At 66.7% G+C, this 11,603-nt stretch carries 16 protein-coding genes; 9 read left to right on the top strand and 7 right to left on the bottom strand.

The features are described 5' to 3' along the window. The coding region (locus CK206_RS18965) for a relaxase domain-containing protein (RefSeq protein WP_254050723.1) at positions 1 to 297 on the bottom strand (297 nt) is incomplete at its 3' end. A gap of 258 nt (positions 298 to 555) precedes the next feature. On the opposite strand from CK206_RS18965, the gene CK206_RS20565 reads away from it, so the two are divergent. The 5 genes from CK206_RS20565 (at position 556) to CK206_RS18935 (ending at position 5,663) form a co-directional block, all read left to right on the top strand. Beyond that, positions 556 to 927 (top strand): hypothetical protein, encoded by a 372-nt coding sequence (locus tag CK206_RS20565; RefSeq protein WP_254050714.1) that lies wholly within the window; start codon positions 556 to 558, stop codon positions 925 to 927. Positions 928 to 1,292: 365 nt separating this feature from the next. Then, positions 1,293 to 2,402 (top strand): tyrosine-type recombinase/integrase, encoded by a 1,110-nt coding sequence (locus CK206_RS18950; RefSeq protein WP_371607152.1) that lies wholly within the window; start codon positions 1,293 to 1,295, stop codon positions 2,400 to 2,402. Then, positions 2,399 to 2,725: a helix-turn-helix transcriptional regulator gene (locus CK206_RS18945; RefSeq protein ID WP_096907548.1), complete on the top strand. Its 327-nt coding sequence runs from the start codon at positions 2,399 to 2,401 to the stop codon at positions 2,723 to 2,725. Before CK206_RS18950 ends, CK206_RS18945 begins: the two co-directional genes overlap by 4 nt. An 872-nt stretch (positions 2,726 to 3,597) precedes the next feature. Then, positions 3,598 to 5,001: a hypothetical protein gene (locus CK206_RS18940; protein ID WP_143337779.1), complete on the top strand. Its 1,404-nt coding sequence runs from the start codon at positions 3,598 to 3,600 to the stop codon at positions 4,999 to 5,001. 62 nt (positions 5,002 to 5,063) lie between these two features. Continuing rightward, a complete protein-coding gene (locus CK206_RS18935; RefSeq protein ID WP_096907562.1) occupies positions 5,064 to 5,663 on the top strand; it encodes a hypothetical protein in 600 nt (199 codons plus the stop codon). 48 nt (positions 5,664 to 5,711) lie between these two features. On the opposite strand, the gene CK206_RS18930 is transcribed toward CK206_RS18935, so the two are convergent. The 4 genes from CK206_RS18930 to CK206_RS19815 are packed head-to-tail and all read right to left on the bottom strand — an operon-like array spanning position 5,712 to position 8,582. Next, entirely contained in the window at positions 5,712 to 6,932 is a 1,221-nt protein-coding gene (locus CK206_RS18930) for a PEP/pyruvate-binding domain-containing protein (RefSeq protein ID WP_096907546.1), read from the bottom strand. Further along, positions 6,929 to 7,534, bottom strand: a complete 606-nt coding sequence (locus CK206_RS18925; RefSeq protein ID WP_096907545.1) for a histidine phosphatase family protein — start codon at positions 7,532 to 7,534, stop codon at positions 6,929 to 6,931. Before CK206_RS18925 ends, CK206_RS18930 begins: the two co-directional genes overlap by 4 nt. Next, on the bottom strand, positions 7,534 to 8,178 hold the full coding sequence (locus tag CK206_RS18920) for a transcriptional regulator (RefSeq protein ID WP_143337785.1): 645 nt from the start codon (positions 8,176 to 8,178) through the stop codon (positions 7,534 to 7,536). Before CK206_RS18920 ends, CK206_RS18925 begins: the two co-directional genes overlap by 1 nt. Continuing rightward, positions 8,175 to 8,582 (bottom strand): hypothetical protein, encoded by a 408-nt coding sequence (locus CK206_RS19815; RefSeq protein WP_143337784.1) that lies wholly within the window; start codon positions 8,580 to 8,582, stop codon positions 8,175 to 8,177. The genes CK206_RS18920 and CK206_RS19815 overlap by 4 nt, the downstream gene beginning before the upstream one ends. A 153-nt stretch (positions 8,583 to 8,735) precedes the next feature. Here CK206_RS19815 and CK206_RS18915 point away from each other — a divergent pair, with 153 nt between their 5' ends. Then, positions 8,736 to 9,089 (top strand): hypothetical protein, encoded by a 354-nt coding sequence (locus CK206_RS18915; RefSeq protein ID WP_254050719.1) that lies wholly within the window; start codon positions 8,736 to 8,738, stop codon positions 9,087 to 9,089. An 80-nt stretch (positions 9,090 to 9,169) separates the two neighbouring features. On the opposite strand, the gene CK206_RS18910 is transcribed toward CK206_RS18915, so the two are convergent. Further along, on the bottom strand, positions 9,170 to 9,484 hold the full coding sequence (locus CK206_RS18910; RefSeq protein ID WP_096907578.1) for a hypothetical protein: 315 nt from the start codon (positions 9,482 to 9,484) through the stop codon (positions 9,170 to 9,172). Between the two features lie 91 nt (positions 9,485 to 9,575). Continuing rightward, positions 9,576 to 10,181, bottom strand: a complete 606-nt coding sequence (locus tag CK206_RS18905) for a hypothetical protein (RefSeq protein WP_096907577.1) — start codon at positions 10,179 to 10,181, stop codon at positions 9,576 to 9,578. A gap of 375 nt (positions 10,182 to 10,556) precedes the next feature. On the opposite strand from CK206_RS18905, the gene CK206_RS18900 reads away from it, so the two are divergent. From CK206_RS18900 to CK206_RS18890, 3 genes are all read left to right on the top strand, one after another. Continuing rightward, on the top strand, positions 10,557 to 10,814 hold the full coding sequence (locus CK206_RS18900; RefSeq protein ID WP_017836490.1) for a type II toxin-antitoxin system Phd/YefM family antitoxin: 258 nt from the start codon (positions 10,557 to 10,559) through the stop codon (positions 10,812 to 10,814). 1 nt (position 10,815) lies between these two features. Beyond that, positions 10,816 to 11,073 carry a Txe/YoeB family addiction module toxin gene (locus CK206_RS18895; RefSeq protein ID WP_061228632.1) on the top strand — a complete coding sequence of 86 codons (258 nt, stop codon included), beginning with the start codon at positions 10,816 to 10,818 and terminating at the stop codon, positions 11,071 to 11,073. Positions 11,074 to 11,221: 148 nt separating this feature from the next. Further along, positions 11,222 to 11,560 (top strand): Lsr2 family protein, encoded by a 339-nt coding sequence (locus tag CK206_RS18890; protein ID WP_096907576.1) that lies wholly within the window; start codon positions 11,222 to 11,224, stop codon positions 11,558 to 11,560. Positions 11,561 to 11,603 lie beyond the last annotated feature (43 nt).

Raw genomic sequence — 11,603 nt, 5'->3', positions numbered from 1 at the left:
GGATCGGCCGAGCTTGCAGGACGACAGACCGCGGCCGTCGGCCATCATCTGGTCGGTATCTGGGTGCAGGCCCTCGCCATACAGGGCCGCCATCTGCGCTTCGGTGACGACCGCCCCCGCGGTCGCATTCTCCGAGTCCAAACCGTCCAGTCCGCGCCCGATCCACCGTCCCGGCGGGGTGCCCTTGGCGGCGTAGTAGTCCGACAGGGCCATGCCCTGCGGGTCGGCGTCGTGAGTGGCGACCGAGCGCAGCAGGTACTGGTATCCAGTGCCCGCGTGTACGGCTCGAAGGCTCATCACACCACCAGCGTATGCGGACCGAATCTGCGCGTCTATGCGTCACAGCGCACGGTGCTGTGACCAGCAGGTTCCCATCGTTCACTCGAAGTGCCTACTGTGTGCGGCTGTTTGTGGCTGTTTAAACAAGCGGGAGCGAGTGTGGGGGCTGGGCACGGTGGTGGCGTCTCAGGCGGGGACGTAATGAGCACCGCGGTGGTCGGGTGGGGGAGTGGTTGGCGCTCGCGGGTGTCGTAGGCGTGCTTTAGGGTTTGGGCCATGGCTGCTACGAAGACTGATTCGCGTTCCCAGACCGCGCGGGCCCGCGCCCGCCAGGCGATGGCCGACGAGCTCGATCGGGCGCGCAAGCGCGAGTCCAAGCTCGTGGCGGTGTTCTCCGCGATCGACGCCCGCGCCGACGCCGAAGCCGCCCTGGGGGAGGCGCTGATCGAGCTGAAGGACCTCGGCGTCGCCCAGTCCGATCTGGCCGAGATGACTGGACTGTCCGCCCGCGAGGTCGGCGCCGCGATCCGCGCCGCGAAGGACCGTGCCGACGGCGAAGCCGCTGAGACAACGCCCGACTCCTCCATCGACGCAGACGCTCGCGGTGAGGACTCCCAGTCGGACAACAACGGTGCCCACGATCACTGACCCCCACCATGACCCGGGGGCGTCGACATTCCCTTGCCCGGAATGGACCTCGGGACGGGGTCCCACACGTCGGTGAGACGGTCGCGTCCGTATGATCCAACACTGCCTCCCACCAGCGCCGCAATCACCGCGTTCTGGTCCCGCGTTGTCAAAGCGCCCGCCGGCGGCTGTTGGATCTGGACCGGAGCAATCTCCGATGGCTACGGAAGGAACCGCGCGGAGTTGCATCTGGTCGGCTATTCGACGTCATAGTGAACCCGCTGGCCGATCACCAAAACGCGCTTCCCGCTCACATGGGCGTCAGTTGACCTCTACTTTAGCCATTGCATTAAACGACTCGATGTTGCATCGTATACAACATGATGATGAGGGCTGAACTCCCCGGTTCCGCACGCTATGTCCTGCCGGACGGCGTGACATTCCTCGACGCCAAACCTGCGGTGTTCGAGGCGATGCTCGACGGCTGGGCGATGCAACAGCGTTCCCGCTTCCTGAAAGCTCAGACCATCGACGTACGCCTCGCGTTGATCCGACGCTTCGCCGTGTTCACCAACGAGTACCCGTGGTCCTGGACATGCACGGACGCCGAGGCGTTCATCTCCGACCGCCGACAAGCGGCGCATCCGATCGCGATGTCCACCGCGCGGATGTACGAGATCACCATCCGGATGTTCCTGACCTACATCACCGATCCCCGCTACGGCTGGATCGGCACGTGCCAGCAACTCTTCGACACTGTGCCGCAGCAGATCTTGCACGAGTGGAACACCATCGTCCACACCACCGACTACGAAGGCGCACCCGGCCGACGACCACTGAGCTACGACGAAGTGCAGGCGCTGTTCGATGCCGCCGACGGTCGCGCCGAAGCGATCCCAGGGACCGGGCGTAAGGGAGCGTTGACCGCACAGCGTGATGCCGCGCTGCTCAAGATGATCTACGCGTTCGGGCTTCGCCGCCAGGAAGCGTGGGGGCTGGACGTGACCGACCTGCGACACAACCCGACCACCCCGTGCTACCGCGACTACGGTGCCCTGTTCGTCCGGTTCGGCAAAGCAAGCAGGGGAGGGACAGCCAAACGCCGCACCGTGCTCACTGTCCCGGAGATGGACTGGATCGTGCCGGTCCTGGAGCACTGGCGGACCGAAGTTCGGCCGCTACTCGGATGCCGGGGCCATCCGGCGTTGTGGGTTACCGAACGCTCGGATCGCATCTCACTGCGCCGCATCGACGACGCGTTCACCACCGCCCGCGACGCGGCAGGCCTGGACCCGGTATTGAAACTGCACTGCCTGCGCCACTCCTACGTCACCCACCTGGTGGAGTTCGACTACCCCGAACGGTTCGTCTCCACCCAGGTCGGCCACTCCTACGCCGCGACCACCGCCATCTACACCGGCGTGTCCGACGAGTACCGCAACCGCCTGCTGCGCCGATCCCTCAACCGCCACCCCGACCTGTGGGAGAGCCCGTGAACAAGAAGATGAGCTACACCTGGCACCTGCGCACCCTGATGGCCGAACGCGGACACTTCGCCACCAGCGACCTCGTGCCGCTGCTGGCCGAACGCGGCATCCACCTGTCCCGCGAACAGGTCTACCGGATGGTCACCACCACCCCTCAACGCCTGAGCCTGGACGTGTTGGCAGCCCTGTGCGACATCCTTGACGTCGACACCTCCGACCTCATCGAAATCACCACCGCCGACGTCTCGGTGGCCAAACCCGCCGGCGCCACCGAGACAGGTCACGCCCCGCCCGTGCGGCGCACCACCATCCGCCGACCCACAAGCTCATGACCGACCCCACGGCCGCCCTGGCGACCGTGCTCGCCTTCCTCCACCCCGACCACACCAAGACAGCACACCGCGCCGCGATCACCGCCACGGAACTGTTACCGGACGAACTCCAGGGCGTACTCGACTACGTGCGCCGGCATCCCGAAGCCGTCCGCACTCACTCGCAGGACCCGCCGCCAGGACTGCACCGACTGCTCGACCAGATCGCGGCACTGCCGACCGAAACGAGCACGCCGCCCCTTTGCGCGGGCTGCGGACAAGAACGTCGCCTGCGGTATTGCGCTCCAGGCGGGGGCCGCTGGTGCATGTCCTGTTACAACGCCTCCCGCCGCACCCCGTGCCGGCGATGCGGAACACTCTCGGTGCCCGTAGCTCGTGAGGACGACGGCGTGCTCTGCGCCCGCTGTCTGCGCGCGGACCCCGATCGCCGACCTCCGTGCTCGCGGTGCCACCGACCCCGGCCTGTGGCCTACCGCATCGACGGGCAACCGGTGTGCCAGAGCTGCGGGCCGAAAAGGCTGTACACCTGCAGCGCCTGCGGCCGACCCGATCAGCCGGCCCACGCAATCACCGACGCTGGGCCGCTCTGCTCCCGCTGCTACCACCTCAGGCGCCCCCACACCTGCCACCAATGCCGACGCTCGACATCGCATGCCCGCCGCGATCCTGCCCGGCCGGACCAGTGGATCTGTTACCGCTGCTACATCCCACCGAGCGTCGAGTGCACCGTTTGTGGCGAGGTCAAACCCTGCGACAGGGGCGTAGCCAGCGGGCGACCGATCTGCTCGTCGTGCCGCGCACGGCAACGTCCCCACCGGCGGGCGTCGCCCGCGGCGAAAAAGCGCTGCGCAGTCTGTGGTCTCACCCGATCGGTGCGGATCACCCTGCCACTGGGACCGGTCTGTCTATCGTGCTGCCACCAGCTACGCCGAAACCCGATCGACTGCGCCTCCTGCGGCCACCAGCGCCCCCAAGCCGGACTCGACAACCGCGACCAGCCGATTTGCGGCCCATGCTCGGGAGAGCACAGAAACTGGTACTGCCGCTCCTGCGGAGCCATCGATCTTCTGGTCACCACCACCGACTGCCTTGGCTGCCGCAACGCCACCAGAATCGACAAGCTCCTGATCTGCAGTCACCCGCAACTGCGCGGGCAGACCGAGCAGGTGCGGGCCCTGCTGCTGGAGATGTACTCACCCCAGCGCACCGCGCTCCTGCTCGAAAGTCGGCGCAGCTGGCTAACCCTGCTCACCGAGCTTGTCACTGACAACGAACAGCTAACCCACGCGAGTCTGGACTGCAGGCCCCAGACCGGTCGCACCCGCTATCTGCGGCGGCTTCTGATCGCTATCGAAGTCCTGCCCTCACGCGATAACACCGTCGACGACCTCGACTCGTGGATCGACACCCTGCTCGCCGACCAACCACCCCACATCGCCGTCGTACTGCAGCCCTACGCCAGCTGGCACGTCATCCACCGCCTGCGCCGCGTCCGCGGTAACAGCCCGTCCGCAGCAAAGTACGCGCGCACCCGCATCCGATGCGCCACCGACTTCCTGCACTGGCTCCACGCCCGCGGCACCGACCTCGCCCAGGCCACTCAGCAAGACGTCGACTGCTGGCTCGACCAAGGCACCACCACCCGGCGCCGCCTGCGCGACTTTCTGACCTGGACCAACAAGCGAGAACTGACAACAGACCTCGAGGTGCCCTGGCTGGGAACCGATGGACTTCCCGGGCACGTCCTCGACGAGCACACCCGCTGGCAGCTGCTGCGCCGGTGTCTCACCGACTCCGCACTCGACTTACGCCTGCGCGTGGCCGGCGCTCTGGTACTGCTGTTCGGCCAGAACCTCACCCGCATCGCCGCACTAAGCGCCGAGGACATCACCACCGACGGCGGCGACACCTACCTGTCACTTCGCGATCATCCGGTTCTGCTGCCACCAGCGTTGGCCGCCTTGATCGGTGACCTCGCAGGTCAGCCCCTACCCACCGACGACCCCCGGCCCACAAACACCCCGACCTGGCTGTTCCCAGGCCGCAACGCAACCCACCTCAGCCCTGGCCGCCTGGCCCAGCTCCTGGGCCGCGACCTCGGCCTCGACGCCCGCGCGGCCCGCGGCGGCGCACTACTGGCACTAGCCTCCGACCTGCCCGCATCCGTGCTGGCCGACTTGCTAGGCCTGTCCATCTCCGCGGCCCTGCGCTGGGGAGCCCTTGCCGCCCGCGACCAAGGCGTCTACCTCGCCGCACGCCTCGACGACCACGACTGATGTCGGAGTCGACACCTATCCTCGCCACACCCGGTAACAGCTCCCCGACACTCGAGGCCCCGATGACCGCCGCCCTGTTCCCCCGACCCGTAGGAACCGACACCCAGCAGCTCTCCCTGCTCGGCGACCCCCGACCAGTGCGCACCCCAGCGGCACTATGGCGGGTCTGGCTCACCGACCCCGCTACCCGGCATCGGTTCGAGAACAAGCGCTACCGCCGCGGCCCTGACCAATGCTGGCCCTGGATCGGCGCGATTTCCTCCACCGGGCACGGCTCCTTCCGCGCAGCCAGCCTTCCCGGGCTCTCCCGCCGCGGCACCGTCCCGGCACACCTGTACGCCTACCAACTCACGCACGGGATCATTGACCGACTCGGCTGGAGCGCCCTGACCGACCCCATCCTGTGCCACCGCTGCGACTACGCCGGCTGCACCAACCCCGACCATCTACGCCTGGGCACCGCCACCGACAACCGCACCGAATACCTCGCACGACGACACGGCCCGGGCAGCCCCCTGGCCGACACCCGCGGACCAGACGGGCTCTCCCGCACCATCGCTGAGAGCATCCGCAGCGCACTCGCGGCAGGCGAACTCGCACACACCATCGAACACCGCATCAGCGCCGCCATCGCTGCGGGCCGCCCCTGGTCACTGTGGTAACCACATCAAACGAGCCCTCATCGTGTGCGCTCGGGAGAGTAGACCTCTTCACAGCGAGATCTGGCCAGTGTTGCCATCGACGGTGACCACGGAGGAAGAGGTGAGGAGTTCGGTCGCTCGTGGGACTGAGAGTACGGCGGGTATCCCGACTTCTCTGGCGACGATCGCTGCGTGGGAGAGCACTCCACCTATTTCGGTCACCACTGCCGATGCAATGGTGAACAGCGGAGTCCACGCAGGATCGGTGTGGCGACAGACCAGCACATCCCCGCGCTTGACCTTGGGAAAGTCGCCCGGTCCGCGGACCAGGCGGACGGGGCCAGAAGCCAGTCCTGGACTGGCTGGCTCTCCGGTGAGGGTGGCATTGCCGGAGGCCATCGGGGGCAGTGCTGTGGAGTCAGGGACGGCTGCGGTCACGGGTCGGGCTTGAAGGACCCACGTCGTGTCGTCCGTGATGGCCCATTCGATGTCTCTGGGACCACCCAACGTGATGGAGACCTCTTTGCCGAGGGCGTGCAAGCGCAGAACGTCGCGGTCCGTGAGACAGGGCTCCTTCTGCTCTGCCGCGGATGTGGGGCGGGTGACGAGATGCCCGTCGTAGCGGTCGGTGCGCTCGGCCTTGAGTCCTAGCCGGCGCTCGACGATGCCAGAGTCTTTGACGCGCCAGGAATCGGGAGTGACGTGTCCTGCGACGAGCCGTTCTCCGATGCCCCACGATGCTTCGATCACGCTGGTAGTGCCGGTGAACATGATCCCGGAGACGCTGGCATCTACGAGCCGTTGGACGAGCACGGACATGTCGACTGGTGCCTGCCAGGCTTGGCGGGCTCGGTACGCGGCAGCGCGGTCGGTCCACAGCGAGGCCCAGCACTTCAGGATCGCCTGGCATACCTGCTCGGCTCCGCGCAGGACGAGGAAGCTGTCATGCTGTCCTGCGGCAGATGCGTGGGCGTTGTCTTCAGCGATCGAGGATGAACGCACGGCCACGTAGTCAGTCGGCGCCCCGTCGGTGATGCGCTCCAACGCCCGGGAGACGTCATCGACAACGCCGTCCGGGAGGCGAGAGCGCAGGATTCGTGATCGAGCCTCTTCGGCGTGATCGGTGGAGAGTTCGGTGAGGCCAAGTGCCGTGGCCGCGCCTCGGTAGGTGGTTGCTGGCACCACGAAACCGGTAGGTACTTTGAAGCCAGCCCGTGTCAGCCCGGCCAAGGGGGCGGCTTTGCCACCGGCGGTCGAGTGATCGGCGTCGACGAGGTCCACGATGTTCACAACTGTCTCCCGCCGGCGAAGCCTGTCCACCGCAGTTCGGCGGGCAGGTGAGACATGTCGTTGACCATCACCACGCCAGGGGGTTCCCCGTCGGTGTGTTCGATCACCGTGAGCCCAGTGTTAGCGACACCGGCCAGCGACATCCATCGGGCAGGTGGGGCACTGAGTGCATCGCGCACCATCCAGGCGATCGGGTACGCGTGGGTCACGGCTACCTCGTGGGTCGGGCGCTGTGCCCGCGTGTTCGGCGTGCCGAACCGTGCCGCCAGGCCGTCTGCGGTCCTTCGACCGGCATCGGCTTCGCTGCGGTCATAGCCGTCGAAGAATCCCACCCATGAGGGTGAGAGGTATTCGCGGTCAGGGACGAACGGGACATGGTCGACGAGTTCGGCAGCCTCGTCGACCAGGACGCGCGGCATCTCGGCTGCGATGATCCGGGCACTCTCGACTGCCCGTGGCAGCGGGGAATGCCACACGACGTCGATGGGCAAACGGGCGAGTCGCTGGCCGATCAATCGGGACTGTGCCCGGCCCTCGTCGGTCAACTGGCCCCAGGCGTCGGCTGCCCCGTGGCGCACGAGATAGATAGTGCGAGCGGCCATTACCGTCCTCCTTGATGGGGTTCCGCGGAACGGTCGCGGCCAAGACTGGACAGCAGGTCCTCATGGAGTTCTGCCCACACGATGTGGCAGGAGAGGCGGCCCACGCCGGCCACCCACTGATGGTCACCCGCGCGAGCCTTGTGCAAGGCCGCCGAGAACTGCCGCGGGTACCGGCTGAACCGCGGCAGCCGGCCAACCAGGCCTGCCATGAGGTCGCTGAGAGCATCGGCTAAGGCCGTCAGCTCCAGCAGCACCTCGACTCCGCGCTCCGTACGCTCAGCGGAAGAGCGAAGCTGCCAGTCGGTCACAGCCCGGACGAGGCGGGGATTGACGCTGGTCTCAAAGTTGTCAGCCGTGGCTTGGAGGACGAGTCGCGCGCCGGACGCCTCAAGTTCTTCCTGTAGCAGTTCGCCGTCGCGGCACTTGCCCGCTTCGGTAAGAATCCAGCCACCGGAGTCAGCGAACGTCATACGCTCAATCAGATACTGCCTGTTGAGGACGCAGAGAGTGTCACCGACGATGCTGACTGGCAGGTCGACGCGGTCAGCGACCGCCTCAGTGTCCGCGAACCCGGCGAGGCGGACCCCGTGAAGCACCAGCAACTCTTCTCGGGACTGCCACGAATCGGATCGTTCAGCTGTCATTCTGGTTGCTCCACGACGTCGTCGGCCTGGGCGCGAGTCGACACCCGCTGAAAGCGCTGCTGAGCTGCCTGCGGAGATTTCACTCCCAGCTGCTTGGCGATTTCGGGCCAGGTCAGTCCCTCTGCCCTCGCGATCAACATCAAACCTGCTTCGAGCGCATCGAGGTCAGCTCGTGCCGACTCTAGAAGTGTCAGAGCCGCACGAAGATCATCGTGAGAAGCATCGCCAACTGCTGAGTTCGCTCGCCACATGGCAAACCGCAGCAAGGTCACATCGTCGGGCATGGCTCCTGGCGGCAGCCAGGGGAGCGGAGGCAGCTGGTCGGCACCGGACTTGCCCAGCCGTTGCCGCGCGGAGTCCACCTCATTCAGCTCATCGAATTCGTTCGGAATGACAGGGCTCATGCCGCAACCATGACAATGCCAACATCGTGTTGTCAACGAACTGTTGAAAACTGAGGGTTTCCATGGTGGCCAGAGCCCCTCTGCTTTGAGGTGGGCAGCGTTCTGCACTCGCCGGGGACGGCCTGTATTGCACCTACTTCGAATACCTACCGGTTGCCGGTCATCAGTTGGCGATCAGGTGGGGTCAGCCGCACCGAGTACGCCCACCGTTTCGCACTTGTCATCGCCGGCGAACTCGACGCCGGTGCGATTGGCGAGCACCGCTGCAACGAACCGCTGTGCGTGCGCGTCGATCCAGGACATCTCATCGCCTCCACTCAGTCGGCGAACCTGCTCTACGCGGTGGCCTGTGGCCGCACCGGGATCATCCGCAGCCTGGCCGAGCGCCACGATCGCCAGGCCCGCTCACTGGCCGTCCGCGACGCCGTGGCAGACGGCTGGGACCCGGTCGCCTACGCACGGGCATCCGGCAACGCCGCACCGCTCGACACACCCCCACTGTTCTGAAGGCTGCAGTACAGTCGCCCCAAGAGATGGCCTCGCCGACGGCGGGGCCATCTGTCGTTGGCGGCCCGGGCCAAGATGTGTCAGCGGGGCGCTGCTCGTCGGCGCAGCTGCCAGTACCGCGGGATCGTCCATCGCAGCGGGGTCCTATCGATCACCCACAGCGCTATCCGCGACCGGTAGTGCTCGTCGTGGCGCACCGCGAACGACCAATGACCGACAAACCACGCCAACAGCCCCAGCGCCGCTACCGTGGGCGCCCACGTACGACCCTGCAGGGCACCGAGCATGCCAACCACCGCGCAGAACCCGCCGACCCCACGCGCTACCGGCGGCAAGGCCAAGGCGCCGCCAGCGACGACAGCGGTAGCCAGCAGCGCGGTCTCCAGATCCCACATTCCACACTCCTGTCGCTAGCGACTTCCGCTGCGGCGCCCACACGGGCCTCACGGCCTGATCCGCTGCCAGTGTGGCTTTCCCCTCCGACAGTCAGTGCGCGTCGCGCTTTGGCGGGCTGGCTGACTGGCCCGGCTGATCCGACCGGCCTGGCTTGCGAGCGGTCTCGCGCAGCGAGTCCAGGACCTCCCGCAGGGTGTCCGAGGTGGCCTCCGCCCGGACCCGTGCCCGGTCGGACTCCTCGGCCTTGGCGCGCGCGATCGCGACGTCCTGGCGTGCGGTCTCGATCTGACCGCGCAGCTGCTCGAGCTCGCCGCGCACTGCCTCGAGCTCGGCGAGGGCGCGGTCTCGGACCGCGACAGCCTCGTCGCGTTGCGACTCCGCTTGTTCGGCCGCCTCCAGGGCGTCGGCCTCGCCGCCGCGGGCTGTATCCAGCGCCACAGCGGTCGCCTCGTCCGCCTGCTCGGCGGCGCGCTTCCATGCCGCGGCCCACACTGAGGCCACCATCGCCGACATTGCCTCCGACAGATCTGGGGCCTCGGGCACATCCCCGGCAACGCCGGTGGCGTGCTCGCGCATCCATGCGGCCACCTCACCGATGCGTACCCCCGCTTCGCGCTGCACGCTGCGCACGGTGACCTTGTCCCCTCGTGCAACGAGTACCCCATAGGCTCGAGCGATCTTCTCCGACGTCGACATGACAGCCCTCCAAGTCAGGTAACGGGTAACCGGTAACCCGTTTCGTTACCCACGTTACCACCGAGGCTGGACAGGGCCCAGCCATCCGCGCTTTCAGGGCCGGGGGCGGGCGCGAGCTGGCCGTCGACGGGGGCCACCGGCGCGGCGAGGGAGAGCCAGATTCTGGCCACGCCGCTGTGGCCCCAGCCGCGGGCGAGACAGCGGGCCGGAACCTGACCGCGATGCGGTCACAGGGCGCCGACGGGCCGGCGTGGCCACCGGCAGGCCCGCGCCGGGCATCCGGCCGGGCTTTTGCACACAGGCGCCGCACGCGGGTAGCCACAATGGAGCACCGACTCCGCATCCTGTACGCTTTTGCGTACAGGAGGGGTTGAGATGAAGACGATGAGCTACACCGAGTCCCGGGCCCGCTACGCCGAGGTCCTCGACGGGGTCACCAACGACCGCGAAGAGGTCATCATCACCCGCGCCGGCCACGAGCCGGTGGTGATGGTCTCCCTTGACGACTATGAGTCCCTGCGCGAGACCGCCCACCTCATGCGATCACCGGCTAACGCCCGACGTCTGCTCGATGCGATGGAGCGGCTCGAGTCCGGCCGCGGACAGGCGCGCGACCTGCTCGACGCCGACTGACGTGCTACTCGTCTGGGACGACAACGCCTGGCAGGACTACCTCTGGTGGCAACAACAGGACCGCAAGATCCTCAAGCGCATCAACCTGCTCCTGCAGGACATCACCCGCAATGGCAACGAGGGAATCGGCAAACCCGAACCCCTCAAATACGACTTCGCCGGATACTGGTCCAGACGCATCACCGACGAGCACCGACTCGTCTACAAAGTCACCGACACCGAAGTCCGTATCGCCACCTGCCGCTACCACTACGGATAAAGCGCCCCCACAAGCTAGAACTCCTCTGCCCTTTCCATCCGCGAGCTGGTCGGCAGCGAAAAGGACATGTGCCCGCGTTTCGCTTTCGCGCCCGGGCGCATCCTGCAACCCTGCACAGAACACAACACCGAAACACGAAGGATCAGCGATGGCTCAAAAGTTTCAGGTCAGGTACCTCGACGACATCGACGGGACCGATCTCGGAGAGCACGCGAACACCATCTCGTTCGCTTTCGAGGGCAAGGAGTATTCAATCGACCTCAGCGACGACAATGCCCAGGCATTTCGCGACGCCATCACGCCGTACCTCGAGGCCGGCCACCGCGTGACAGGAAAGAACGCCAAGACCGCGCGCAAGGCCACCACCAAGACCCCCTCCGCCGACACCAAGGCCATTCGCGAATGGGCCAGGGCCAACGGCTACGACGTCTCCGACCGCGGACGCATCCCCGCCGACGTCATGGACGCCTACTCCGCCGCCAACTAAGGCTCAGACCGAACGAGTCGCACGAAGTACGTCGATGATCACC

The organism is Dietzia sp. WMMA184, from assembly GCF_002441635.1.
GTDB classification, from domain to species: Bacteria; Actinomycetota; Actinomycetes; order Mycobacteriales; family Mycobacteriaceae; genus Dietzia; species Dietzia kunjamensis.
This window is presented reverse-complemented; position numbering and strand designations above follow the sequence as displayed.

Coding starts and splice junctions, on each gene's coding strand:
- CK206_RS20565 (WP_254050714.1), top strand. CDS start 556: ATGGCTGCTACGAAGACTGATTCGCGTTCCCAGACCGCGCGGGCCCGC.
- CK206_RS18950 (WP_371607152.1), top strand. CDS start 1,293: ATGAGGGCTGAACTCCCCGGTTCCGCACGCTATGTCCTGCCGGACGGC.
- CK206_RS18935 (WP_096907562.1), top strand. CDS start 5,064: ATGACCGCCGCCCTGTTCCCCCGACCCGTAGGAACCGACACCCAGCAG.
- CK206_RS18925 (WP_096907545.1), bottom strand. CDS start 7,534: ATGGCCGCTCGCACTATCTATCTCGTGCGCCACGGGGCAGCCGACGCC.
- CK206_RS18920 (WP_143337785.1), bottom strand. CDS start 8,178: ATGACAGCTGAACGATCCGATTCGTGGCAGTCCCGAGAAGAGTTGCTG.
- CK206_RS19815 (WP_143337784.1), bottom strand. CDS start 8,582: ATGAGCCCTGTCATTCCGAACGAATTCGATGAGCTGAATGAGGTGGAC.
- CK206_RS18910 (WP_096907578.1), bottom strand. CDS start 9,484: ATGTGGGATCTGGAGACCGCGCTGCTGGCTACCGCTGTCGTCGCTGGC.
- CK206_RS18905 (WP_096907577.1), bottom strand. CDS start 10,181: ATGTCGACGTCGGAGAAGATCGCTCGAGCCTATGGGGTACTCGTTGCA.
- CK206_RS18900 (WP_017836490.1), top strand. CDS start 10,557: ATGAAGACGATGAGCTACACCGAGTCCCGGGCCCGCTACGCCGAGGTC.
- CK206_RS18890 (WP_096907576.1), top strand. CDS start 11,222: ATGGCTCAAAAGTTTCAGGTCAGGTACCTCGACGACATCGACGGGACC.